The 24952-nt window shown below is 72.8% G+C and carries 23 protein-coding genes; 17 read left to right on the plus strand and 6 right to left on the minus strand.

Features of this window, described 5'->3' with window-relative positions:
* Positions 1 to 57 precede the first annotated feature (57 nt).
* The 8 genes from afsR to MDN94_RS05255 all read left to right on the plus strand — a co-directional run bounded on the left by afsR (position 58) and on the right by MDN94_RS05255 (position 9139).
* On the plus strand, positions 58 to 3003 hold the full coding sequence (afsR, locus tag MDN94_RS05220) for an SARP-family global regulator AfsR (protein WP_482724786.1): 2946 nt from the start codon (positions 58 to 60) through the stop codon (positions 3001 to 3003).
* A 262-nt stretch (positions 3004 to 3265) separates the two neighbouring features.
* Positions 3266 to 3490 (plus strand): sigma-like protein, encoded by a 225-nt coding sequence (locus MDN94_RS05225; RefSeq protein ID WP_482724787.1) that lies wholly within the window; start codon positions 3266 to 3268, stop codon positions 3488 to 3490.
* A gap of 258 nt (positions 3491 to 3748) precedes the next feature.
* A complete protein-coding gene (locus MDN94_RS05230; protein ID WP_482724788.1) occupies positions 3749 to 5263 on the plus strand; it encodes an ATP-binding protein in 1515 nt (504 codons plus the stop codon).
* Positions 5260 to 5682, plus strand: a complete 423-nt coding sequence (locus tag MDN94_RS05235; protein ID WP_482724789.1) for a roadblock/LC7 domain-containing protein — start codon at positions 5260 to 5262, stop codon at positions 5680 to 5682. The genes MDN94_RS05230 and MDN94_RS05235 overlap by 4 nt, the downstream gene beginning before the upstream one ends.
* Complete coding sequence (locus tag MDN94_RS05240) at positions 5679 to 6038, plus strand: DUF742 domain-containing protein (protein ID WP_053557178.1); 360 nt, start codon at positions 5679 to 5681, stop codon at positions 6036 to 6038. The genes MDN94_RS05235 and MDN94_RS05240 overlap by 4 nt, the downstream gene beginning before the upstream one ends.
* On the plus strand, positions 6013 to 6672 hold the full coding sequence (locus MDN94_RS05245; RefSeq protein ID WP_482724790.1) for a GTP-binding protein: 660 nt from the start codon (positions 6013 to 6015) through the stop codon (positions 6670 to 6672). Before MDN94_RS05240 ends, MDN94_RS05245 begins: the two co-directional genes overlap by 26 nt.
* Positions 6669 to 7910 carry a cytochrome P450 gene (locus MDN94_RS05250; RefSeq protein WP_482724791.1) on the plus strand — a complete coding sequence of 414 codons (1242 nt, stop codon included), beginning with the start codon at positions 6669 to 6671 and terminating at the stop codon, positions 7908 to 7910. Before MDN94_RS05245 ends, MDN94_RS05250 begins: the two co-directional genes overlap by 4 nt.
* Positions 7907 to 9139, plus strand: a complete 1233-nt coding sequence (locus MDN94_RS05255; RefSeq protein ID WP_482724792.1) for a cytochrome P450 family protein — start codon at positions 7907 to 7909, stop codon at positions 9137 to 9139. Before MDN94_RS05250 ends, MDN94_RS05255 begins: the two co-directional genes overlap by 4 nt.
* A 58-nt stretch (positions 9140 to 9197) precedes the next feature.
* Here MDN94_RS05255 and MDN94_RS05260 read toward each other — a convergent pair whose 3' ends face one another.
* Entirely contained in the window at positions 9198 to 10763 is a 1566-nt protein-coding gene (locus tag MDN94_RS05260; RefSeq protein WP_482724793.1) for a FadD3 family acyl-CoA ligase, read from the minus strand.
* Positions 10764 to 10829: 66 nt separating this feature from the next.
* Here MDN94_RS05260 and MDN94_RS05265 point away from each other — a divergent pair, with 66 nt between their 5' ends.
* Genes MDN94_RS05265 through MDN94_RS05275 form a run of 3 tightly spaced genes read left to right on the plus strand, consistent with a single transcriptional unit; the run spans position 10830 to position 13176 of the window.
* On the plus strand, positions 10830 to 11978 hold the full coding sequence (locus MDN94_RS05265) for a lipid-transfer protein (RefSeq protein ID WP_482724794.1): 1149 nt from the start codon (positions 10830 to 10832) through the stop codon (positions 11976 to 11978).
* A gap of 2 nt (positions 11979 to 11980) precedes the next feature.
* On the plus strand, positions 11981 to 12403 hold the full coding sequence (locus MDN94_RS05270; RefSeq protein WP_482724795.1) for a Zn-ribbon domain-containing OB-fold protein: 423 nt from the start codon (positions 11981 to 11983) through the stop codon (positions 12401 to 12403).
* Positions 12400 to 13176, plus strand: a complete 777-nt coding sequence (locus MDN94_RS05275) for an enoyl-CoA hydratase/isomerase family protein (protein WP_482724796.1) — start codon at positions 12400 to 12402, stop codon at positions 13174 to 13176. Before MDN94_RS05270 ends, MDN94_RS05275 begins: the two co-directional genes overlap by 4 nt.
* Before the next feature lie 27 nt (positions 13177 to 13203).
* Here the strand turns inward: MDN94_RS05275 and MDN94_RS05280 are convergent, their stop codons facing one another.
* Complete coding sequence (locus tag MDN94_RS05280; protein WP_482724797.1) at positions 13204 to 13695, minus strand: hypothetical protein; 492 nt, start codon at positions 13693 to 13695, stop codon at positions 13204 to 13206.
* 178 nt (positions 13696 to 13873) lie between these two features.
* A complete protein-coding gene (locus MDN94_RS05285; protein ID WP_482724798.1) occupies positions 13874 to 14521 on the minus strand; it encodes a TetR family transcriptional regulator in 648 nt (215 codons plus the stop codon).
* A 282-nt stretch (positions 14522 to 14803) separates the two neighbouring features.
* Between MDN94_RS05285 and kbpA the strand changes: the two genes are divergently transcribed.
* The 3 genes from kbpA to MDN94_RS05300 all read left to right on the plus strand — a co-directional run bounded on the left by kbpA (position 14804) and on the right by MDN94_RS05300 (position 19274).
* Complete coding sequence (gene kbpA / locus MDN94_RS05290) at positions 14804 to 15721, plus strand: AfsK-binding protein KbpA (RefSeq protein WP_482724799.1); 918 nt, start codon at positions 14804 to 14806, stop codon at positions 15719 to 15721.
* Between the two features lie 265 nt (positions 15722 to 15986).
* Positions 15987 to 18338, plus strand: a complete 2352-nt coding sequence (locus tag MDN94_RS05295) for a serine/threonine-protein kinase (protein ID WP_482724800.1) — start codon at positions 15987 to 15989, stop codon at positions 18336 to 18338.
* Positions 18339 to 18677: 339 nt separating this feature from the next.
* On the plus strand, positions 18678 to 19274 hold the full coding sequence (locus MDN94_RS05300) for a hypothetical protein (RefSeq protein ID WP_482724801.1): 597 nt from the start codon (positions 18678 to 18680) through the stop codon (positions 19272 to 19274).
* A gap of 3 nt (positions 19275 to 19277) precedes the next feature.
* Here MDN94_RS05300 and MDN94_RS05305 read toward each other — a convergent pair whose 3' ends face one another.
* Complete coding sequence (locus tag MDN94_RS05305; protein ID WP_482724802.1) at positions 19278 to 20456, minus strand: acyl-CoA dehydrogenase family protein; 1179 nt, start codon at positions 20454 to 20456, stop codon at positions 19278 to 19280.
* 114 nt (positions 20457 to 20570) lie between these two features.
* On the opposite strand from MDN94_RS05305, the gene MDN94_RS05310 reads away from it, so the two are divergent.
* Positions 20571 to 21740, plus strand: coding sequence for a thiolase C-terminal domain-containing protein (locus tag MDN94_RS05310; RefSeq protein WP_482724803.1), 1170 nt, complete (start codon positions 20571 to 20573; stop codon positions 21738 to 21740).
* A gap of 37 nt (positions 21741 to 21777) precedes the next feature.
* Entirely contained in the window at positions 21778 to 22458 is a 681-nt protein-coding gene (locus MDN94_RS05315; protein WP_482724804.1) for a pyridoxine/pyridoxamine 5'-phosphate oxidase, read from the plus strand.
* Here MDN94_RS05315 and MDN94_RS05320 read toward each other — a convergent pair.
* Positions 22407 to 22868 (minus strand): Zn-ribbon domain-containing OB-fold protein, encoded by a 462-nt coding sequence (locus MDN94_RS05320; RefSeq protein WP_482724805.1) that lies wholly within the window; start codon positions 22866 to 22868, stop codon positions 22407 to 22409. The genes MDN94_RS05315 and MDN94_RS05320 overlap by 52 nt on opposite strands.
* Positions 22868 to 23317, minus strand: coding sequence for a DoxX family protein (locus MDN94_RS05325; RefSeq protein WP_453466862.1), 450 nt, complete (start codon positions 23315 to 23317; stop codon positions 22868 to 22870). The genes MDN94_RS05320 and MDN94_RS05325 overlap by 1 nt, the downstream gene beginning before the upstream one ends.
* Before the next feature lie 152 nt (positions 23318 to 23469).
* Between MDN94_RS05325 and MDN94_RS05330 the strand changes: the two genes are divergently transcribed.
* Positions 23470 to 24633, plus strand: coding sequence for a flavin-containing monooxygenase (locus tag MDN94_RS05330; protein ID WP_482724806.1), 1164 nt, complete (start codon positions 23470 to 23472; stop codon positions 24631 to 24633).
* Positions 24634 to 24952: the final 319 nt, after the last annotated feature.

Here is a 24952-nt window from a genome sequence, read left to right on the forward strand (position 1 = left end):
ACCCCCAACAAGGCAGACTGTCGAGGGCGATTCCGGCAGTACCGGCAGGGGGCACCTATGGACCGTGACAGCGGGCCACGCGTACCGAACCAGCGCGCTCCGCTCGGGAGCGAGGACGCCGAGCTGCACTTCAGCGTGCTCGGACCGGTACGGGTGCGGCGGGGCGGAGAGACCCTGCCGCCCGGCTCGCCGCAGCAGCGCGCCCTGCTGGTGGCGCTGCTGCTCCGCGACGGGCGCACCGCCACCGCCCACGAACTGATCGACGCGATCTGGGGCGAGGAACCCCCGTCCCAGGCGCTGGCCGCCGTCCGCACCTACGCCTCCCGGCTGCGCAAGGCACTCGACCCGGACACCCTGGTCAGCGAGTCGGGCGGCTACGCGCTGCGCATCGGCCGGGACGCCCTCGACCTCGCCGTCGCACAGGAACTCGCGGCGGAGGCGTACAAGGCGAACGCCGCCGGCGACCGTACCCAGGCGCGGGCGCTGCTCAACAAGGTGCTGAACCTGTGGGACGGCGAGCCGCTCGCCAACGTGCCGGGGCCGTACGCGGAGAACCAGCGCACCCGGCTCGTCGAATGGGGTCTGCAACTTCTCGAGACCCGGCTCGACATCGACCTCGAGGTCGGCCGGCACGCCGAGGCCGTCTCCGAGCTGACGGCGCTCACCGCGACCCACCCGCTGCGTGAGCGGCTGCGTGAGCTGCTGATGCTCGCCCTGTACCGCAGCGGCCGCCAGGCGGAGGCACTCGCGGTCTACGCCGACACCCGACGGCTGCTCGCCGAGGAACTGGGCGTCGACCCGCGCCCCGAACTCTCCAGCCTCCAGCAGCGCATCCTGCGGGCCGACGCCGAACTCGCCCGCCCGCAGGAGGAGACCGCACCCGCTCCGCAGACCACCCGACCCGCCCAGCTGCCGGCCACCGTGCCGGACTTCACCGGCCGGTCGTCCTTCGTGCAGGAGCTGGGAGGCCAACTGGCCACCGCCGAGGGCTCGGTGATGGCGGTGTCCGCCCTCGCCGGCATCGGCGGCGTCGGCAAGACCACCCTGGCCGTCCATGTGGCCCACCAGGCGCGCAAGCACTTCCCCGACGGACAGCTGTACGTCGACCTCCAGGGCACCGGCAACCGGTCCGCGGAGCCGGAGACGGTCCTCGGCGCCTTCCTGCGCGCCCTGGGCACGGCCGACTCGGCGATCCCGGACACCCTGGACGAACGAGCGGCCCTCTACCGCTCCGCCCTGGACGGGCGGCGGATCCTGGTGCTGCTCGACAACGCCCGCGACGCCGCCCAGGTCCGGCCCCTGCTGCCCGGCACGGCCGGCTGCGCCGCGCTGATCACCAGCCGGGTGCGGATGGTCGACCTCGCGGGCGCGCACCTGGTCGACCTGGACGTGATGTCCCCGGAGGAGGCCCTCCAGCTGTTCACCCGGATCGTCGGGGCGGAACGGGTCGGCGCGGAACGCGACGCCGCGCTGGACGTGGTCGCGGCATGCGGCTTCCTGCCGCTCGCCATCCGTATCGCCGCCTCGCGGCTGGCGGCCCGCCGCACCTGGACCGTCTCGGTCCTCGCGGCCAAGCTGGCCGACGGCCGGCGCCGCCTCGACGAGCTCCAGGCCGGCGACCTGGCGGTGAAGGCCACGTTCGAGCTGGGCTACGGCCAGTTGGAGCCCGCCCAGGCCAGGGCGTTCTGCCTGCTGGGCCTGGCGGACGGCCCGGACATCTCGCTCGCCGCCGCGGCGGCCGTGCTGGAGCTGCCGCCGCACGAGACGGAGGACCTGCTCGAGGCACTGGTCGACACGTCCCTGCTGGAGTCCGCGGCGCCGGGCCGGTACCGCTACCACGACCTGGTGCGGCTCTACGCGCGTTCATGCGCGGAGCGGGACGAGTCCCCGGAGGCACGGGAGGCCGCCCTCTCCCATCTGCTGGACTTCTACCTGGCGACGGCGGCCCGCGTCTTCGCCATGGAACGGCCCGGCGACCGGCTCGTCGTCCACCTGGAGCCGACCGGTGACGCCGGTCTGGAGTTCGCGCACCTCGACGACGCCCAGGACTGGCTCTACGCGGAGGCGCACTGCCTCCTGGCCTGCGCCCGGCAGGCGTCCCCCGGACCGCAGTTGCGCCGGGCGGTGGATCTGCTCTGGGCCGTCCAGAACCTCGCCGAGTCCGGAGCGAATTCGAAGGTCTACGAGTCCGTGGCCTGCGGAGCGGTCGAGGCCGCACGGGCCGCCGGCGACACCCGGACCGAAGCCCGGGCCCGGACGTCGATGACCAACGTCCACCTCACCGCGGGCCGTTACGACGAGGCGGACGAGGAGGCAGCCCAGGCGGCGGTACTGGCCCGCTCGGTGAACGACCCGGCGCCGGTCTACTGGTCGGACAACGACCGGGGCATCATCGCCTTCATACAGGGGCGCAACCAGGAGGCCGAGGAGCACCTGCGCCGCGCCATGGAGGGTTCACGCCTCGACGGCAACCTGCCCGGCGAGGCGAGCGCGCTGTCCAACCTCTCCCGCATCCACGTCGCCACCGGCCGCATCACCCAGGCGATCTCCCTCGCGGAGCAGGGCATCGCCCTCTACGACCGGATCGGCCACACCCTGCGGCTGGCCAACGCCCGCTACGCCCTCGGCGTCGCGCTGACGCAGGCAGGCCGCCACACGGACGCCCTGGAGCAACTGACGGAGGCGCTGCGCCTGTTCGAGTCGAACCGGCAGCGCCTGTGGGAGGGCACGGCCCACTTCCGCATCGCTCAGGCGCATCTGTCCGCGCACCGCCCGGCACGGGCGGCGCAGCACGCGGAACAGGCGCTCGCGACGGGCTGCATCGGCGGGGACCGTACCCGTGGCAACGTGCTGACGACGCTGGGACTGGCCCTGGACGCGCTCGGTCAGGCGGACCGTGCGCGTGCGTGCTGGCGTGACGCGCTGTTCCTCCACGAGCAGACGGGCGCGGCGGAGGCGGAAGAGGTCCGCGCGCTGCTCGAGCCGCTCAGCGGCGCCGCCTGACGGCGCCCCGTGCCCGCCCGGTCCCGGCAGGGTCGGAAAAGAGGACGCGGGAACACGACAGGGGCGGGGGCAGGGCGTTCATCGAATGTTTATGCTCGTCCGACATGCTTCAAGCATTCGATCCGTCGCGTCGGGGGGCAGACGGATCACACGGGCCGGCGCCTCAGCGGGTGACAGGTCCACCGGCCTTCCGTCCGGCGACCCTCGGGGGAGTCGCCGGCCGGAAGGCCCTCCGGTCAACGGACATCCCATGGGGGACGACATGAGCACGAGCAAGCAGAACCGCGAAGAGATCACCACGATGGGCGACCACCACGCGCCCGCGCCGCCCGCCGACGGCATCACCACCATGGGTGACCACCACGCCCCGGTGCCGCCCGCCGACGGCATCACCACGCTGGGCGACCACCACGCCCCGGTCCCGCCCGCCGACACCACCATCACGACCATGGGTGACCACCACGCCCCGGCGCCGCCGAAGGGCTGACACGAAGCCAACCACGACGGGGAACGGCCGCGGCGGCGCGGAGGGGGGCCGCCGCGGCCGTGGCATGTCCTGAGACGAATCACCCTTGCGGGACTGTGTTCTGAGCCACACTCAGACACTTCGTAAGCAATGGGCCACCGACCGGACAAAACCAAAGGATCTTCGACGGAAACCGAGCGCAACCGCTCGGCGGCAGTGTGTACTTGGCTGGCGAGCCTCACGGCGCCCCCACACCCTGCTCTCCCGAGGTCTAATTCGATGATCGAGATACCGGACCTGGCCGCCGGCGGCCTGGCCGCCGGGACGTTGTCGGCGCTCGTCCTGGGAGGAGGGCTCATCCGCTCCCGGCGGGAACGGGCCCGGCAGCGCCAGGAGATCGCCACGCTCCGGTCGCATCTCGACGCCGCCCGGCACGAAGTGGACCGAGCGGCCCGGGCCTTCGCCGCCGAGATCGCCCACCTCGCCGCGGAGCGTATGCCCGCGGAGGCCACCCGGACCGCCCACCCGCACGTCCGGGTGCCCGGACCGCTGGGGCCGGCGGGTACGGGGACCGAGGCCGTACTCGAAGCGCTGCGCACCGCCATGGCCCAGGAGCGCAAACGCGTCGACGCCGCCGCCCGCGCCGGTATGCGCGGCGCGACCCGCGAGATCCAAGCCGGCCTCTACCGGCTCCAGGACGTGCTGCGCGGGCTCCAGCAGCGCTATGACGACCCGGAGCTGGCGCAGACCCTCTTCGCCCTCGACCACGAGAACGAGCAGTCGCTGCGCCGCGCCCAGGTCGCCGCCGTCGTGTGCGGGGCGTGGGTGGGGCTCGCCCGCGAGGAGTCGCACCTGGTCGACGCCGTCACGGGCGGACAGGCCCGGCTCGTGGGCTACCACCGGGTCCAGGTGCACAACCACCTGGAGCCGGGCACCGCGCTCGTGTCGCACGCCGTCGAGCCGGTGGCGATCATCGTCGCCGAGCTGCTCGACAACGCGCTGCGCCACTCCTCGCCGGACACCGCCGTGGTGGTGAACCTCGAACGCGTCCACCACGGCGTCTCTGTGACGGTCGACGACGCCGGCGTCGGCATGGCGAGCGACGAACGGGCCGCAGCGCAGCGGCTGGTGGCCGGGGACGACCCGATCCTGCTGTCCGACCTCGGCGACCCGCCCCGGATGGGACTGGCGGCGATCGGCCGGCTCACGCGGCAGTTCGACGTGTCGGTGGACCTGTCCACGCCGTCGCCCTACGGGGGTGTGCGGGCCGTGCTGCTCGTCAAGAGCCATCTGCTGAGCCGTATCGACCCCGTCCTGCATCCGCCCGCCGTCAGCGCCGCACGCTCCACCCGGAGTTCGGCGGAGCCCGATCTCGTGGCCGAGCAGGCAGGACACCCGGAGCGGACCCCGCCGCCGGCCCGGCAGGACCGGACCGACCGGCAGGCGCAGCCCGCCGGCCCCGACCAGCCCCGCCCTGAACCGCACGCCGCGAGGCAGCCGCACTTCCCGGCACCGGCCGCCCACGCCGCGCCCCCGGCCGCCGCCCCGTCGTCGCATGCCGACGAGCCCGTCCACGAGCCGGTGCCCGAGCCCGCCCAGGACGGCGACCAGCTTCCGCAGCGCCGCCGCCGGGTCCGCGCCGAAGCATCCTCCGCGGCGCCGGCTCCCGACCCGGCCGCGCCCGCGGCACCCGCCCGCACCCCCGAGGAGTCCGCCGCGGCGCTCGGGGCGCTGCAGTCCGCAACAGCCGCGGCGCGCAACGCCGCAGAGATCGAAGGGAACGACCCCCGATGACCAGCCGCGACCCCGGCGAAGCCGCCTGGGTGCTCGATCCGATCCTCGAAATCCCGCATGTCAGGGCCGCCGCGCTGCTGACCAGGGACGGGCTCGTGTCCGGTTACTCCGCCGCGCTCTCCCAGGATTCGGCGGAGCGCGTCGCAGCGATCATCAGCACCGTCCAGGGGGCGTGCCGCACGGCAGCCGCCGCGTTCGCCGACGAGGACGCCGCCCGGCTGCGGCAGGTGGTCATCGAGTCCGACCACGGCTACATCCTGGTCGCGCCCACGGACCACGGCACGTGCGTGGCCGCGTACGGCAGCCCGGAGGTACGCCTCGACCTGCTGGGCCACCGTGTCCACTCCCAGGTCGCCCGGCTCGGTGAGAAGGCCATGGCCGCGGCGCCCCGGGTGGCCGACGGCGGCGCAGCGGTATGACCGGCCGCCGGAGCGGCCGCCCCCTGGTGCCCGCCTACCTGTCCACCGGCGGGGTGGCGCGGCCCAGTCGCAACAGCCTGGAGCGCCTGTCGGTGCTGACCGGCGCCGGCGGGCCCGCGCCCGCCGGCCTGCCCGCCGCCCAGCACGCCGTGCTGGAGGCGCTCGACGGCGGTTCGCTGACCGTGGTGGAGACGGCCGCCCTGCTGAAGCTGCCGGTCTCCGCGGTCCGTGTCCTGGCCGCCGCCCTGATCGACCAGGGTCTGGTGCGCGCACGCCCACCGGTCCCGTCCGCAGCCCTGCCCGACCGTGACCTTCTGAAGAGAGTGGCCGATGGCCTCCGCGCCCTCAAGCTTTAGCCCGCCCGCGAGCTCCGGTCCGTCCTCGCGTGAGCGGGACTCCGCCGAGGCCGGTCTGCATCTGCCCGACACCGCGCGTGAACTGGTCAAGATCCTTGTGGCCGGCCCTTTCGGCGTCGGCAAGACGACGCTGATCGACTCCGTCTCCGAGATCCGGCCGCTGCACACCGAGGAACACCTCACGCAGGCCTCGGTCGCGGTCGACGACCTGGCCGGGGTGCGCGACAAGACGACGACGACCGTCGCCATCGACTTCGGGCGGATCTCCCTGGGCGGCGGGATCGTGCTCTATCTCTTCGGCACCCCCGGCCAGGAACGTTTCCGCTCCCTGTGGAACGACATCGCCTACGGGGCGCTCGGCGCGCTCGTGCTCGTCGACACCCGGCGGATCGACGACTCCTTCGACGTCCTCGGCATGGTCGAGGAGTCCGGGCTGCCGTACGCCGTCGCCCTGAACACCTTCCCCGACTCCAAGAACTACGGCGAGGAGCAGCTGCGCCGCGCCCTCGACCTCGACCACGACACCCCGCTGGTGATGTGCGACGCCCGCGACACCAACTCCTCCGTCGACGCGCTGCTCGCCCTGGTCCAGCACCTCATCGACCGCAACAGCCGCCGGACGGAGCTCCGTTGAACGCCGCCTATCCTGCCCGCGCCGACGCGTTCTCGCTGTCCGCGCCCGTACGACTGTGGGAAGAGGGCTTCGCGGCCGACCCGCACGCCTACTACGCGGCGCTGCGGGCGCAGGGTCCGGTCGGCTGGGCGGAGCTCGCCCCCGGTGTGCCCGCGTACGTCGTGACCGACCGCCGCGCCGCCCTCGACCTGCTGCACGACCCCGAGACGTGGTCGCACGACCCGCGCCCCTGGGAGGCCACCGTCCCGGAGGACTGTCCCGTCCTCGGCATGATGCGCTGGCGGCCCAACAGCCTCTTCGCGGACGGGGACGCGCACATCCGCTACCGCCGCAGCCTCACCGACGCGTTCGACCTGGTGGAACCGCACGACCTGCGCGAACGCGTCCATCACGCGGTGGACGTGCTCGTCGGCCGCTTCGGCCCGGCAGGCTCCGCGGACCTCGTCACCGAGTTCGCCCGGCCGCTGATGGCGCTGATCTTCAACAACCTCTTCGGGCTGCCCGACAGCGAGTCCGGCCGGCTCGACGCCGCGCTCGGCGCGATGATGGAGGGCGGCGACCGCGCGGCGCAGGGGGAGGCCGAGTACGGCAGGTACGTGCTGGAGCTGATCGCCGCAAAGTCGGTGCGGCGCGGGCCCGACATCACCAGCCGGCTCCTGGACCACCCGCTGGCCCTCACGCCGGAGGAGGTCACCTGGCAGGTCTTCCTCACCCTCGGGGCGGGCCACGAGCCGAGCGCCAACCTCGTCTCCAACGCGCTCTCGCGGATCCTCGGCAACCCCGACTACTACTCGACCCTCACCAGTGGTTCCCGGCCGGTGATGGACGCGGTCCTCGAGGTGCTCCGGTACGAGACCCCACTGTCGAACTACGGCATCCACTTCGCCCGCGAGTCCGTTTCCTTCCACGGCGTCTGGGTCCAGGCGGCGGTCCCGGTCGTCGTCTCGTACGGAGCGCTGGGCCACTTCGCCGAGCAGGACTTCGCCGGGACGCACCACCGCCACGACGCCTCGCACCTGTCGTTCTCCGCGGGTGAGCACGCCTGCCCCGTGAAGCAGCCCGCCCTGCTGATCGCCACGGAGGCCATCGAACGCCTCACCCAGTGGCTGCCCGATCTTCAGCCGGTCGTACCGCGTGAGCGGCTCAGCTGGCGACCGGGCCCGTTCCACCGTTCGCTGACGGCGCTGCCCGTCAGATTCACACCTCACAGCCCCGACCAGGCAGGAGACCGTTCATGACCGTGTCCACCCGTGTGGCCGTCGATCCGTTCGGTGCCGACATCATCGCCGAGTGCGCGAAGCTCCGTTCCCTCGGTCCGGTGGTGCCCGTCGAGCTGCCCGGCGGCATACCCGCCTGGGCGCCGACCGGTTACGACACCCTCAAGGCCCTGATCCTCGACCCTCAGGTCAGCAAGGACCCGCGTAAGCACTGGTCGCTGTTCCCCAAGATCGGCGAGCGCCCGGAGTGGGGCTGGATCCTCGGCTGGGTGGGCGTGGTCAACATGCTGTCGACCTACGGCAGCGACCACACCCGGCTGCGCAGGCTCGTCGCCCCCAGCTTCACCGCCCGGCGCACCGAGGCGATGCGCGACCGGGTGGAGGCCATCACCGAGGAGCTGCTGACCGAGCTGGACGCGGCCGGCGCGAGGGGCGAAGTGGTGGACGTGAAGGCGGCGTTCGCGCATCCGCTGCCCATGCGGATGATCTGCGACCTCTTCGGTGTGCCCGACGAGCTGCGCGAGGCCACCGGCCGGCTGATCGCCGCCATCATGGACACCTCCGACCCGACCCCCGAACACGCGGCGATGGTCCAGGAGCAGATCGGCACGGTCCTCGGCTCGCTCATCGCGCACAAGGCCGAGCACCCGGGCGACGACATGACCACGGAACTGATCAAGGTCCGTGACGAGGAGGGCGACCGGCTCAGCGACGAGGAGCTCCTCTACACCCTGCTCCTGGTCATCGGCGCCGGCTTCGAGACGACGGTCAACCTGATCGGCAATGCCGTCGTCGCGCTGCTCGAGCACCCCGAGCAGCTGGCCGCCGTGAGGGCCGGCGCCATCAGCTGGGAGCAGGTGATCGAGGAGGTGCTGCGGGTCCGCCCGTCGATCGCTTCGCTGCCACTGCGGTTCGCGGTGTCCGACATCACCGTCGGCGGGGTCACCGTCCCGGCGGGCGACGCGATCCTCACGACGTACGCGGCGGCGGGCAACGACCCGTCGCGCTACGGCGAGGACGCGGCGGCCTTCGACGCCACGCGCGCGGCCGACGACCATCTGTCCTTCGGTATCGGCGTGCACCGCTGCATCGGCGCCCCGCTGGCCCGCATGGAGGCGATGACCGCGCTGCCGGCGCTGTTCGACCGCTACCCGGACCTCACCGCCGCGTTCACGTCCGACGAACTGAAGCAGGTGCCCTCGTTCATCGCGTACGGGTGGCAGGAGATCCCGGTCCGCCTCCACGGCTGATCCCTCTGACGGGCCCGGCCCGGTGCCGCGACAGCGCGGGACCGGGCCGGTGCCGCTCTCAGCCGACGTGCCGGGCGCGCAGCTCGGTCTTCAGCACCTTCCCGCTCGCGTTGCGGGGCAGGCCGGTCATGAACTCCACGTGCCGGGGCACCTTGTAGTTCGCCATCTCCCGCCGTGACCAGGCGATCAGGTCGTCGGAGGTGAGCGTCGAGCCGGGCCGGCGGACCGCGTACGCCTTACCCACCTCGCCGAGGCGTTCGTCGGGCACGCCGACGACGGCGACGTCCGCGACGTCCGGGTGCAGGCCGAGCAGCTGCTCGATCTCCGCGGGGTAGGCGTTGAATCCGCCGACGATGAACATGTCCTTGATCCGGTCGGTGATGCGCAAATTCCCCGCCTCGTCCAGTACGCCGACGTCGCCGGTGCGCAGCCAGCCGTCGGGAGTGATCGCGCGGGCCGTGGCCTCGGGATCCTCGAAGTAGCCGCACATGACGTTGTGACCGCGCACCAGGACCTCCCCCGGCTCCCCCGGCGGCGCGAGGACACGGACCTCGGTGCCGGGTATGGCACGGCCGGAGGTGGCGGCGACGGTGGCGGGGGCGTCGCCCCGGCGGCACATGGTCACGATGCCGCTCGCCTCGGAGAGTCCATAGGCTGTCAGGACGGTGGGGACACACAGTTCGTCGCGGAGCCGTTCCACCAGGTCGAGGGGGACGACGGCGGCGCCGGTGACGACGAGGCGCAGTGTGCTCAGGTCGTGCCGGCCGCGTGCCGGGTGGTCGAGCAGCGACCGGTGGAGGGTCGGCGGGCCGGGGAGCACGGAGATGCGTTCCGCGGCGATGTTGGCGAGGACGGTCTCCACGTCGAAGACGGGCTGCGGGACCATCGTGGCGCCGCGGGTGAGGCAGGCGATGATGCCCGCCTTGTAGCCGAAGGTGTGGAAGAACGGGTTCACGATCAGGTACCGGTCCCCCTCGCGCAGCCCTGCGAGTTCGCTCCACAGGTCGTAGCAGCGGAGGGTCTGGGCGTGGGTGATGACGGCCCCTTTGGGGCGGCCGGTGGTGCCGGAGGTGAAGACGAGGTCGGAGGGGTCGTCGGCGGTGACGGTGGCGGCCCGCTCCCGCACCTGCCGTGCGCCGACGGCGTCACCGCCCGCGAGGAAGTCCTTCCAGGTGCGGTACTCCTGCGGTGCGCTCTCGGCGAGGACGACCACCTGTTCCAGGTCGGGGAGCTCCACGTCGCAGCGGCGCAGGGAGGCGACGTAGGAGGTGCCGAGGAAGGTACCGGTGACGAAGAGGAGCCTGGCGCGTGAGCGCCGCAGGACGTCGGCCGCCTCCGTGCCCTTGAAGCGGGTGTTGAGGGGGACGAGCACGGCCCCGGCGGTGACGGCGCCCAGCGCGCAGACGATCCAGTCGAGGGTGTTGGGCGCCCAAACGGCGACCCGGTCCCCCTTGCGCACGCCGGCGGCGATGCACGCGGCGGCGGCTCGTTCGACCCGGTCCCCGAGCTCGGCGTAGGGGACGCGGGTGCGCCCTTCGACGACGGCCTCGCGTTGCCCGTACCGCAGGGCGGCGGTTCGCACCAGCTCCGGGACGGTGCCCCATGCCAGGTCGCCGCGTCGCATCAGATGCCTCCCGAACGTCCTCGCGCAGTAGCTGACGGTACGTCAGATTAGCTGTACGCTCCGGCCATGGCGACCCTCAAGGACAAGGCGGCGATAGTCGGGATCGGTTCGACGGCCTTCGCCAGGCGATTGCCCGAGTCGGAGAAGACGCTGGCCTGCCGGGCGGTCCTCGCCGCTCTCGACGACGCCGGTATCGCCCCTTCCGAGGTGGACGGCTTCGCCTCGTACACGATGGAGGAGACCGACGAGGTCGAGCTCGCCAAGGCCGTCGGCGCGGGCGACGTCACCTTCTTCTCCAAGGTCGGCTACGGGGGCGGCGGCTCGTGCGCCACCGTCGCCCACCTGGCCGGAGCCGTCGCCACCGGGCAGGCCGGCGTCGGCGTGGCCTGGCGCTCACGCAAACGCGGGTCCGGCCCCCGGCCCTGGACCAACACCACGGCCCAGCTGCCGACCCCCGCCCAGTGGACCCGCCCCTTCGGCCTGCTGCGGCCCGCCGACGAGATCGGCATCCTCGCCCGCCGCTACATGCACGAGTACGGCGCGACCCGCGACCACTTCTTCAACGTGGCCCTCGCCTGCCGCAACCGTGCCAACCAGAACCCGGCCGCGATGATGTACGAACGCCCGCTCACCCGCGAGATGTACATGACCGCCCGCTGGATCAGCGAACCGCTCTGCCTCTTCGACAACTGCCTCGAGACGGACGGCGCGCTCGCCTGCGTGATCGTGAGCGCCGAGCGCGCCCGCGACTGCCGGCACAGACCCGTCTACGTCCACTCCGCCGCCCAGGGCCTGCCCGCCCAGCACCACGGAATGGTCAACTACTGGAACGACGACCCGCTCACCGGTCCCGCCTGGACGGCCGCCCGGCACCTGTGGAAACAGGCCGACTTCGGGCCGGACGACATCCATGTGGCGCAGATCTACGACGCCTTCACCCCCCTGATCCCGCTCTCACTGGAGGGCTACGGCTTCTGCGGGCGGGGCGAGGGCGCGGCCTTCACCGAGGGCGGGGCGCTGGAGATCGGCGGCCGTCTGCCCCTGAACACGGCGGGCGGCGGACTCAGCGAGGCCTATGTGCACGGCTTCAACCTGATCAACGAGGGCGTCAAGCAACTGCGGGGCGCCTCGACGGCACAGGTGCCGGACGCGCGGACCTGCCTGGTGACAGCGGGCGAGGGCGTACCGACGTCGGCCCTTCTGCTGAGGAGCTGAGAATGCTGCGACCGGTCATCGACGACGACGGCGCGCCCTTCTGGAAGTACGCGGCGCGCGGCGAACTGCGCGTCCAGGCATGCGCCGCACCCGCCTGCGGCGAACCCCGCTTCCCGCCGCGGCCCTGCTGCCCGCACTGCGGGTCCTTCGACAGCGCATGGCGCAGGATGAGCGGCCGGGGCCGTATCTGGTCGTTCGTGTTCCCACACCCTCCCCTGCTGCCCGACTACGCCGAACAGGCCCCTTACAACGCGGTCGTCGTCGAACTGCTCGACGCCCCCCGCATCCGGCTCGCGGGCAACGTGGTCGCCGCACCGGACGCGCCGCTGAACTCCGTGGACCCGGACCGGCTGCGTATCGGCGCCGGGGTGCGCGTGGTGTTCACGCGGGACGGGCTGCCCCGCTGGCGACTGGAGCGCGCATGAGCCTGCGCGTGGAGACCGACAAGGACACCGGCGTCGCCCAGGTCACCCTCGACCGGCCCGCCAGACTCAACGCCGTCGACCTGGAGACCGCGGCCGAACTGAGCGCGGTGTGGCGCGAGTTCCGCCGCGACGACGCGGTCCGGGCGGCGGTGATCACTGGCGCGGGGACCAGGGCGTTCTGCACGGGCATCGACCGCTCGGCCAAGGTGCCGCAGCCGTCATCGCCGTACTCCATCGACGATCCGCTGCTGGAGATCGGTCCCAAGGCGAACGACCTGTGGAAGCCGGTGATCGCGGCCGTCGAGGGCATGGCCTGCGGCGGGGCGTTCTATCTGCTCGGCGAGAGCGAGTTCGTGATCGCCTCGCACGAGGCGACGTTCTTCGACCCGCACACCTCGTACGGGATGGTCAGCGCCTACGAGTCCGTCTTCATGGCACAGCGGATGCCGGTCGGCGAGGTGGCGCGGACGGCCCTGATGGGCACGGCGGAACGGCTGACGGCACGCCGCGCGTACGAAGTGGGCCTGGTCTCCGAGCTGACGGAGCCCGGCGGCGCGGCGGCGGCGGCGCTGCGGGCCGCGGCGGTGATCGCGTCGTGTCCGACGGACGCCGTCCAGGGGACGGTGCGCGCCGTGTGGTCGGCCACCGAGGCGTCACGTTGCCGGGCGCTCGCCCTTGCCCCGCACCTCGTCACGCTCGGCAACCTGCCGCCGCGACGGCAGGCCGAGTTGTTCGCGATGGGGCGGGGCAAGGGCGGCTTCCGACTGCGTTAGCGCCCCACAGGGGCGCCGTGGCGCCCGTCAGCTGCGGGAAGCCCGCGAGACCTCGCACTTGGTGTACTCGGAGCCGTCGCCGGAGCCGGTGTACGGAGTGGTGAGCACGGTGGTCTCCGAGGCGCCCGCGGCGACGGCGATCGCCGACTTGCTCGCGGAGGCCGGGACGGCCGTGCCGCCGGCGCCACCGGTGAACTTCATGGTGACGTCGTAGTCGTAGTCCAGCGAGCCGCTGTTGTTGATGGTGATCTTCGCGGTGAGTGCCTTCGTCGCGTCGTCGTACTTGCACTCGTTGATGGTGATGTCGCGCGCGGCCTTGTCGGCGCTGGAACCACCGGGGACGGAGACGCCGCCAGTGCTGCTCGAGCTGTCGTCGTCGCGGTGGCTGCCGCCACTGCTCGAAGAGCTGCTGGAGCTGCTGGAGTTGTCACAGCCACCACCGCCGGAGCCGCGGGCCCCGGTCAGTGCGACGAGCGCGATCCCGAAGACGGCAATGGCGCGGACATGGCGGATCTTCACGTTTCAACCCCCGTTGAAAGTGTCGGCGAATGGGCCCGGTTGACGAGCGCACGTCACCCTAGCAGCGTCACGGGGCACTTCCGGACACGAGAACGCCGACGGCGGTCGCCCCCGCAGGGGGACCGCCGCCGGCGTGACAGGACTCGCGCCCGAACCGGGCGGACAGTTCCGTGGGCCGTTACTTCGCCGGCTTCCTGCCCGTGATGCCGAGGTGCACCAACAGGGCGAGATTCGGCTTGAGTTCGGCCTGCTTGACACCCCAGGTCGTGAAGCCCTTCTGGTGCGAGGCGACCGCTGCAAGCATCGCCACCAGCGATCCGGCCATCGCTCCGGGGCTGACGTCCTTGTCGACCTTGCCCTTGCCCTGGAGCTCCTTGACGGCGTCCGAGAGGGAGTTGGTGACCGAGGTGAGGATCTTCATACGGATCTTGTAGAACCGCTTGTCGCCCTCGGCGGCTCCGAGATCGACCACGCGGAGAATGGCGTCGTTGCGGCGCCAGAAGTCGAGGAATCCCTCGACCAGTTCCTCCGCCGCCTGCCAGCCCGCCTTGCCGACCCAGGAGCGGCCGGAGACCAACTCGGTCAACTCGGCGCCCTCCTTGGCCATTTCCTCGGCGATTTCGAGAACGGCGCCTTCGACGTCGGGGAAGTACTGGTAGAACGTCGCCGGTGAAGTGCCCGCTTTACGGGCCACGTCGATGACTTTGACGTCCCGGTACGGCGACGAGCTGAGCATCTCGCTGAGGCAGTCGAGCAGTTTCTGCCGCGTCGCCTGCCCGCGTCGGCCGGCTACCCGGCCGTCGACGGTGCGCACTTGTCCTGTCATGCCGTCAGCTTACCGAGGGGTGATCGGCGCGCGATTCGGCCGACTGCAAATGGGGTGCCGACCACGTACAGCAATAGTGTTATCAACAGCCTGTGGACAACTTCGGTGGACAACTCGACGGAAACGGTCCCGCCGAAGGCGCCCAGCGCGCCCCTTTCGACCGCTCACCCCTCCCAGGGTGACCTTTGTCGAGCAAGCGTTCGAATTTATTCCGCGCGCACCGCGTGATGCGCCATTAGCTTGATGGTGACGGGCACCACACCCAGGGAAGGAATCAGGCCCATGGCCGCATTCGCAGAGGGCACGCCGTGCTGGGTGGACGCATCGCTCCCCGATGTGGAAGCAGGCAAGCGCTTCTACGGCGAGCTCTTCGGCTGGACCTTCACCGAGCGGGGCGGTGGCTACGTCCCCGGCGGCGTCCGCGGCCGTTACGCCGACGCGTTCAGCGACGGACGGCTGGTCGGGGCGCTGACTCCCAAGCGGGACGGCCGCATGCCCACCGTCTGGGGCGTCTACTTCGCCACCCCCGACGCCGCGGCACTCGGCCGGCGCATCGCCGACCACGGCGGCCGGCTGATCAACGACCCGCTGCCCGTCGACTCCGCGGGGATCTCCGCGGTGGCGGCGGACCCCGGCGGCGCGGTGTTCGGCCTGTGGCAGGCGGGCACCCGGCAGGGCTTCGAGAAGCAGGGCGAACCGAACTCGTTCTGCTGGACCGAGGTGTACACCCGGGACCACGGGCGTGCGGACGACTTCTACGAGTCCGTGTTCCACTTCCAGGGCACGGACCTCAGCGGAACCATGGCCGGCTTCCGCATGTGGTCACCGGCCGGCACGGAACCGGGCGAGAACACGGCCGTCGGCGGACGCAGCGCGATCACGGACGAGTTCCCGCCGGAGATGCCCGACCACTTCCTCGTCTACTTCTGCGTCACCGACTGCGACACGACGGCCGAGTCCGTCGTCCGCCTCGGCGGCCGGGTCCGCACCGTCCCCTCCGACACCCCGTACGGGCGGATCGCCGTCTTCGGCGACAACCAGGGCGCCACCTTCGCGGTGCTGGCGGAGCCCGACCGGTCGGCCGCGCCCGGCGGGACGCAGGAGACCGAGAGCGGCGGGACACGGCCGAAGTCCGGTACGGGCGGGACGCCGGACCGCGACGTCTCCGAGGTGGACCCAGAGGCCGCCAAGAGCGCCTGAGGCGACCGGTGGGCTACGCCCAGGGGTGCCCCTTTACCCACCCGCACCGGCCGGCGTCTGCCGAGTGCCGGCCGGTGACCGCGCTCACAGCGGTGCCCGAAACGCGGTGAGACACCCCGATCCGCCCCCCGGTTCGCAACCGTGGCTCCGTACAGGAAGAATCAGGGTGCTCACCGCTGAGGGGCTGGATGGTGAGACCCTGCACGGGGCTGTAAGTGACGGGCTCCATTTCGTGGGAGCCCGTACGGGGAGGTGGCACGCAGGTATGGAGCAGCTGACGCAGCACGACCCGAGACGGATCGGTCCGTTCGAGGTGCTGGGCCGGCTCGGTGCCGGTGGCATGGGACTGGTCTATCTCGCCAGGTCGGCGTCCGGCCGCCGGGTCGCGATCAAGACCGTGCGGACCGAGCTCGCGGAGGACCAGCTGTTCCGCGTCCGCTTCACGCGGGAGGTGGAAGCGGCCCGCGCGGTCAGCGGCTTCTACACCGCCGCCGTGGTCGACGCCGACCCGCGGGCCGCGGTGCCGTGGCTGGCCACCGCGTACGTCCCCGCCCCCTCCCTCGAGGAGATCATCAACGAATGCGGGCCGCTGCCCGCCCAGGCCGTCCGATGGCTCGCGGCAGGCATCGCGGAGGCGCTGCAGTCCATCCACGGCGCGGGGCTCGTGCACCGCGACCTCAAGCCGTCCAACGTGCTGGTGGTGGAGGACGGGCCGCGCGTCATCGACTTCGGTATCGCGTCAGGCGTCTCGAACACCCGGCTGACGATGACCAACGTCGCCGTCGGCACGCCCGCGTACATGTCGCCCGAGCAGGCCCGTGACTCCCGCAGCGTGACCGGCGCCAGCGATGTCTTCTCCCTCGGCTCCACCCTGGTCTTCGCAGCCACCGGGCACGCGCCCTTCCACGGCGCGAACCCCGTGGAGACCGTCTTCATGCTGCTGCGCGAAGGCCCGGACCTCGAAGGGCTCCCCGACGAGCTGCGGCCCCTGATCGACTCGTGCATGCAGATGGAGGCCGGGCTGCGGCCCACACCCGAGGACCTTCAGGCGCAGCTCGCGCCCCACCTCTTCTCCTCCGCCGGCGACGACAGCGGCACCGCCTCCGCGTGGCTTCCGACCTCGGCCACCGCCATGATCGAGACGCGTCGCGGAGGCGGCCGCCCGTCGGCCGCGTCCCAGCGCCCGGCGCCCCCGCGCCCCACCCCGCCGCCCGTCCCGCCGGCACCTCCCCAGCCACAGGCCGCGGCCGCTCCGCAGTCCCTGGGCGGCCCGGTACGGCTGCCCGGCTCCAACGTTCCCATCGGACCCGGCCCCCGGGTCGCCGACACCGGCCGCGCCGTGGTCGCGGAGGCCGGACCGGCCACCGGATGGGTCCGGCCGCCCGCCGGACTGGGGGGTACCGACGCCCACGGCGGCGCGGTGGCCGCGCCGCCGTCACCCGTCCCGCCCCCCGCGCAGGCGCCGGACCCCGGCCCCACCCACTGGCGCCCCTGGCGTTTCCGCATGTCGAACGACGTGTGGGGAACACCGGTCGTCGACGGCGACCTGCTGTACGTCACCTCGTTCGAGGTGCACGCGCTGGACGTGGGGACCGGCCGCCGCCAGTTCAAGACACGGGACGTGGCCTGGGCGATGGCCGTCGCCGCCGGCCGTATCCACGCCTCCGACGGCCCGACGCTGTACGCGCTCGACGCCGCCACCGGCAACGAACGCTGGCGGCTCCGGACCGACGCCTGGGTGTACTCCCTCAAGGTCGACCGCGGCACCGTCCTCACCGGCACCCGCGGCGGCGGCGTGCAGGCATGGGAGGCCTCCAACGGCGAGAAGCTGTGGGAGATCACGGGCGCCCAGAGCGACTTCGAGACACCGGAGGCCGGCCCCTCGATCTTCGGCGACACGGTCTACGTGTGGAAGGACGCACGGCTGCGCGCCCTCGAGGCCCGCACCGGCGACGAACGCTGGTCGTACCCGATCGGGGACGCCGCCTCGTGCGGGAACGTGCCCGTACGGGTGCAGCCCGCGCCCGACGGCTACGTGTACGTCTCCGCCGGCACGCGGGTGCTCGCCGTCGACATCACATCCGGACTGGTGCGCTGGCACTTCGAGGCACCCGCGGTGTTCCTCTCGCCGCCCGCTTTCGCGCCCGGTCCCGCCGTGACCGGCGGCGGCGTGTACCTCGCCGACTACCTCGGCACGGTCTACGCGCTGGACGCCACCACCGGCAAGGACCGGTGGCGCATCGCGACGGAGGCCCGCCAGTCCAGCGAGCCGGTACTCGTCGCGGCCGGCAACGTCCACGTCGGCAGCGGCTCGGCGCTCTACACACTCGACGCCGTGACCGGCACCCCGATGTGGCGCTTCGCGGCCGGAGGCGAGGTCGTCGGCACACCGGTCGTCGCGGACGGCCGCGTCCACTTCGGCTCCGCCGACCACGTCCTCTACACGCTCGACGCGAGCGGCGGCCAGCTCCGCTGGAAGCTGGCGACCGGCGGCGAGATCACGGGGTCGCCGGTGGCGCGGAACGGTGTGGTGTACGCGTGCAGCAAGGACCGGTGCGTGTACGCGCTGGATGCGGTGAAGGGCACGGCGACGGGCCGGGGCGCGGCGACGCGCTGACCACCGGGGCTCCTCCCCCGGCGCCCGGTGGGGTGGGGACCCCACCGGATCCCCGCGCCTCGAACGCCGGCGAGGCTTGAGTTGCCGGGCAACGTGAGCCCGCCCGCGGGCACCTCCCACAGCCTCCAGGCCGTAGGGGAGATAAGGCCACCGCGCGAAGGTACGGGTCCGGGACCTGCCCGCCACGCGACGGAGCCGCACATCGGTACAGCGGGAGGGCGCGGGGTGGGAAACGGCTCCGCGCAGCGGCACGCCCCCGTCGCAACCCCGGTTCAAGACGGATCCGCCGGGTACCCGCCGCATGTCGCCGTCGGCTACGGCGGCGGAAGGAGGCCGGCGATGATCCGCAACGTCATCGGCTCGATCCTCGCTCTCGTCGGAGCGACGGCCGCCGTATGGAGCCCCTTCCATGACTGGTACGACGGCCGTCACGGGAGCGACTACCGCATCCAGGACCTGTTCACCGGCATCACCTCGAACGAGGGCGAGCTCTTCGCGTCCCTCCTGCTGCCCATGGCCTTCGCCGCCCTGCTGACCCTGATCGGTCTGCTGCTGCGTTCCCGCCTGCTGGTGGCGCTGGCCGGTGTGGTCGTCCTCGGGTTCACCGTGCTGTGGATGGTCCGGCAGGGTCAGGCCGCCGGCAGCCTCACGGCGGGCGGTGACGGGGACGGGCTCGGCCTCGGCGTGGCGCTCGCCTTCGGCGGAGGCGTGCTGCTGCTGTTGGCCGCCGCGCTGATGAGCGGTCGCCGCGCGCTGCGCCGCAGGCGTGAGCCGCAGCCGCACGACGAGGAGCCCCGGGGCCACGTCCCGGCAGCGGCGGACGACTGGGGTCCGTACGGCCCGGACCCGAACAGCCCCGGCCCCTATCAGGGCCAGGACCGGTACGACGCGGGCCCCCGCTACGGGGACGAGGAGCCTCCGCCCCGGCGGACGTAGGCGTCACCGGCGGCCGGCGGTCTCCTGGGAGGACGCGAACAGCCCGGCGCGTTCGGCCGCGGCGTCTCGCAGGCGGTGCACAGGGCCGAAGAGCAGTTCGTCGGCAGCGGCCCGTCTGGCGTACAGATGCGCCTCGTGCTCCCAGGTGAAGCCGGTGCCGCCGTGCAACTGGACCGTCTCGCCCGCGACCGTGCGCAGCGTCTCGAGGCACTGGGCGAGTGCCAGGGCGGCGGCCGCCGGATCCCCTGCCGCGCAGTACGCGGCGGAGCGGGCCGCCTGGACGTCGGCGTACAGGCCGGCGAGCCGGTGTTCGACGACCTGGCGGGAAGCGACGCGGCCGGGCTGTCGCCGGGTCCTGACGTGCTCCACGGTTCTCGACAGCGCGCCCGCCGCCGCGCCCGCCGCTTCCGCCGCGAGGAGAGCCGCCGCACCGGAGCCGGTGGCGCGCAGAGCGCGGGGCACGTCGGCGCCGTCCTCGCCGAGGAGCCGGGCGGGGCTGTCGCGGAGTTCGAGGCGGGCCTGCGGGCGGGTCTCGTCGAGGGCCGTCAGCCGGGTGCGGGTCAGGCCGGGCGCGTCGGCGTCGACCTGGAAGAGCAGGGGGCGGCTGCGCGGGAAGCCGCCCGTGTGGGCGGCGACGAGCAACAGCCGGGCGCTGTGGCCGTCGAGCACCTGCGGGGCCTCTCCGTAGAGGGTCCAGCCCTCGTCGGCCCGCCGGGCCTGGATGCCGCCGGCCCGGCCGCCGCCCGCCCATGTTCCGGCTGTGTTGTCGCCGGTCAGCGCGAGCGCCTCGACGAGGTTGCCGGGGACGGCCAGCGTGCAGGTGAGCGAGGCGTCCGCGATGCGTGGCAGGAGCTCCGCGCGCTGTGCGGGGGTGCCGAGAGCCAGGATCAGGGGGGCGGCGAGGCCCGCGGTGGCGAGCAGGGGCGACGGCAGCAGGGCCCGGCCGCTCTCCTCGCAGGCGAGCGCGAGTTCGGTGAGGGTGCGGTCCGCGCCGCCGTACCGGGCGGGGAGCATGAGGCCGGGCAGGCCGAGCTGTTCCGCGAGGCGGGCCCACAGCTCGGTGTCGTACCCGTCGGGTGTGCGGGCGGCCGCGGCGGAAGCAGCGGTGTCCGCATGCTCCTTCAGTGCTTCGCGCAGCGTGCGGCGGATCTCGTGCTGCTCGGTGGTGAAGGCGGCATCCATCGGCGGCTCCTGCCCACGACATTCTGACGGGCCGTCATGTTAGGGGCTCGAGGAGCGGATGCACAGACGTCTTCCACTCCCTCGCCCTGCGTTATCTGATGTACCGTCAGATGCATGCCCTCCACTCCGCGCAAGGTCGCCGTCGTCGGCATGGCCCTCTCGGACTGCGGCCGCGTCGACGGCCCCACCCCCTACACGCTGCACGCCCAGGCGGCACGCCGGGCGCTCGCCGACTCCGGCCTCGACCGCTCCGTCGTGGACGGTCTCGCCTCGGCCGGTCTCGGCACGTTCGCGCCGACCGAGGTCGCCGAGTACCTCGGCCTGCGGCCCCTCTGGGTGGACTCCACGGCCGTCGGCGGGGCGAGCTGGGAGGTCATGGCGGCGCACGCGGCCGACGCCGTCGCCGCCGGCCACGCCAATGCGGTGCTGCTGGTCTACGGGTCCACGGCCCGCGCCGACATCAAGGCGGGACGGCGCACCTCCGACCTGTCCTTCGGCACCCGGGGCCCGCTCCAGTTCGAGGTGCCGTACGGGCACACCCTCGTCGCCAAGTACGCGATGGCGGCGCGCCGCCACATGCACCGGTACGGCACGACCCTGGAGCAGCTCGCGCAGGTGGCCGTTCAGGCGCGGGCCAACGCCGCCGCCAACGAGGACGCCATGTTCCGTGACCCGATCACCGTCGACGACGTGCTGGACGGCCCGGTGATCGCCGACCCGTTCACCAAGCTGCACTGCTGCATCCGCAGCGACGGCGGCTGCGCGGTGCTGCTCGCCGCTGAGGAGTACGTACCGGACACGGCGAAGGAGCCGGTGTGGATCCTCGGCACCGGTGAGCACGTGTCCCACACCACCATGTCGGAGTGGGACGACCTCACCGTCTCCCCCGCCGCGGTGAGCGGCCGGCTCGCCTTCGAACGGGCCGGCGTGCGGCCCGCCGAGATCGACATCGCGGAGATCTACGACGCCTTCACCTACATGACCCTGGTGACGCTGGAGGACCTCGGCTTCTGCGCCAAGGGCGAGGGCGGCGCCTTCGTCGAGCAGGGACGGCTGCTGCGGGACGGGGACCTGCCGGTCAACACCGACGGAGGCGGTCTCTCCGCCTGCCACCCGGGCATGCGGGGCCTGTTCCTCCTGGTCGAGGCCGTGCGGCAGCTGCGGGGCGAGGCCGGTGCCCATCAGGTCCGGGGGCCGGGCGGGCGGCTGCCGGCGCTCGCGGTGGCGTCGGGGACGGGCGGCTGGTTCTGCTCGTCGGGGACGGTGGTACTGGGGCGGGGCTGATCCCCCGCGGCGGAGGCCGGGGAGGTTGAATGCCTCCATGGACCACGAAGAGCGCGACCCGCAGGCGGCCTTCCGCGCCCTGCTGCACGCGCAGCGCGTCTGGGACGTCGAGCTGCCCGGGTTCGACCCGGCCGGTGCGCCCGGTGAGCCGCTGCCTCTGTTCCACCGGTGGTTCGGCGAGGCCGTGGCGGCCGGACAGCCGGAGCCGCACACCATGACCCTGGCGACGGTGGACGCCCAGGGGCGTCCGGACGCGCGGATCGTGATGCTCCACGACGCCGACGAGCACGGCTGGCACTTCGCCTCGCACGTCACCAGCGCGAAGGGCCGGCAGCTGGCGGCCGGGCCGGAGGCGTCGCTCGTCTTCTACTGGGCGTCGCAAGGCCGCCAGGTCAGGGTCCGGGGCCGGGTCGTCCCCGCCTCCGCCGAGGAGAGCGCGGCCGACCTGCACGCCCGCTCGACGGGTGCACTGGCCGCCGCTCTGACCGGACGGCAGAGCGAAGTGCTGGACTCCGTCGAAGAGTTGGCGCGCGCCTCGCAGGCCGCCTGGGAGAAGGCGCGGGCCGAGCCGGACGCCCCGGTGCCGACGTGGACGCGGTATGTGCTCCAGCCGCGCGAGGCCGAGTTCTTCCAGGGCGACGACCGGCGCCGGCATGTGAGGCTGCGCTACCGGCGGACCGCCGGCGGGGAGTGGGAGAGGGAGCTGCTCTGGCCCTGAGGGGGTCCGGTCGGCCGGAAGACGGGGACGCTGACGCCGTTCTCCCCCATACGGAAGGCGACCGTCAGCTCCATCCCGACGGCCAGCCGGTCCGGCGCGCACTCCACGACCTCGGTCATCATCCGCACGCCCTCCGTGAGTTCGACCAGCGCCGCCGTGTACGGCACGCGGTCCTTGAAGGGCGGCAGGTCGTTGCGGTGGACGACGGACCATGTGTAGAGCGTGGCGCGGCCGGCGGCCCGCTCCCAGCCGACGTCGTCACTCCAGCAGTGCGGGCAGAACTCCCGCGGATAGTGGTGCGGCCGCCCGCAGTCGGCACAGCGGCGGATCAGCAGTTCGCCGGCGGCGGCCGCGTCCCAGTAGGGGCGGGTGAAGTCGTCGATGCCGGGCGCGGACGGGTCCTGGGCCATCAGAAGAGTCCGATCGCGTCGTCGAGCGACCACACCTGCCAGGACATGGCGAAGAGGGCGACGAGGGAGATCAGGGCCATCATGGCGTTCTGCCCCTGCTCCGCCCAGTCGTGGATCATGAGCACCAGGTAGAGCAGATTGAGCAGCAGCCCGCCGATCAGCGCCACGGGGGTCAGGAACCCGCTGACCAGGCCGAGCCCGAGGGCCAGTTCCGCGTGCACCACGAGGTACGCCATCACCCTGGGCCTGGGCGCAACCACCTTGTCGAAGCCGGTGCGGACGGCCTGCCAGCGGTGCTCCGCGGCGACGCCGGCCGCCCAGGTGATGCCCGTACCGCGTTCGAGCCAGCCCTTGCGGTCCTTGTGGCGCCAGCTCTCCAGCCACCACAGGCCGAGGCCGATACGCAGAACGGCGGTCCATTCGGCACCGGTGAGCAGTATCGTCCGCATGCTCCTGCCTCCCCTCCCGCTGGCTCCTGACGGTACGTCAGTTCAGCGGAAGGCGGCGGCGGGCGCAAGAGGGCCGCGACCGTGACCGATTCGCAACCGAACTCCGTCTTGACTGAGACCCATCAAACCGGCGGGTCATTACGCTCACGCTCATGGCCGACGAGAAGGACTCCGACAGACACCCGGGCATCGACCGGACGAACGACCGCCCGGTGTATGTCGTCGGCGGCGGCCCGGGCGGTCTCGCCGCCGCTGCCGCACTGCGGGAGCGGGGCGTACGAGCGGTGGTGCTCGAGCGGTCCGAGTCGGTCGGCGCGTCCTGGCGGCGGCACTACGACCGGCTCCATCTGCACACCACCCGCAGGCTCTCCGCGCTGCCCGGCCTGCCGATGCCCCGCTCGTTCGGCCGCTGGGTCTCGCGTGACGACGTGGTCCGCTACCTGGACAAGTACGCGGAGTTCCACGCGCTGGAGATCGTCACCGGTGTCGAGGTGTCGCGCATCGAGCCGGCCGGCAACGACTGGGTGCTGCACGCCACCGGCGGCCGCCGACTGACCGGGCGGGCGGTCGTGGTGGCGACCGGCTACAACCACACCCCGCACCTGCCCGACTGGGCGGGCCGCGCCACCTTCCAGGGCCGACTGCTGCACGCCGGCGAGTACCGCAACCCCGGGCCCTTCACGGGCAAGGACGTGCTCGTCGTCGGCGTGGGCAACACCGGCGCCGAGATCGCCGTCGACCTCGTGGAGGGCGGCGCCGCGCGCGTACGGCTGGCCGTGCGCACCGTCCCGCACATCGTGCGCCGCTCCACCGCGGGCTGGCCCGCCCAGCGCACCGGCATCCTGGTCCGCCGGCTCCCGGTGCGGCTGGTGGACCGGGCGGGCAAGGTCATGAGCAGGATCGCCGTACCCGACCTCGCCGCGCAAGGGCTGCCGCGCCCGGACACGGGCCTGTACTCGCGCGTCAAGAAGGGCGCGATTCCCGTGCAGGACGTGGGCCTGATCGACGCCGTGCGCACGGGCAGGGTCGAGCCCGTCGCGGCCCTCGAGTCGTTCGACGACGGCAAGGCGGTGCTGGCCGACGGTACGCGGATCTCCCCGGACGCCGTGATCGCCGCGACCGGCTACCGGCGCGGGCTGGAGGACCTGGTGGGGCACCTCGGCGTGCTCGACGAGCGCGGCCGGCCCGTGGTCCACGGCGGCCGTACCCCGGCGCAGGCGCCGGGCCTGTACTTCACCGGCTTCACCAATCCGATCAGCGGCATGCTCCGCGAGATGGCGATCGACGCCCGCAAGATCGCGAAGGCGCTGGCGTAGCGAGGCCGCCGGAGCCGACCCATCGGCCCGACCCGGCCCACGACGCGGATCCCGCCCGGACGACGCGGCCGTGCGACGGCGGGCCCGGACTCCGGCCGGGCGATCCCCTCAGGACGGCGGCCGCCGCATGCCCGAACCGTGGCGGGCGCCGCGGACCCCGTACCTGACTCCGTGCGCCCCCGACCTCCCCCTACGGCCTGGCAGCCGTGGAGCACCCCAGCCGTAGGGAGATCGAGGCGCGGCGCCCTGGTCGGGGCAGGCGCCACGGCCTGCCCCGCTCCCCCGGGCGCACCCCGAAGCGGCACGACGTGCCCACCAT

The organism is Streptomyces sp. WAC00040 (genome assembly GCF_056835925.1).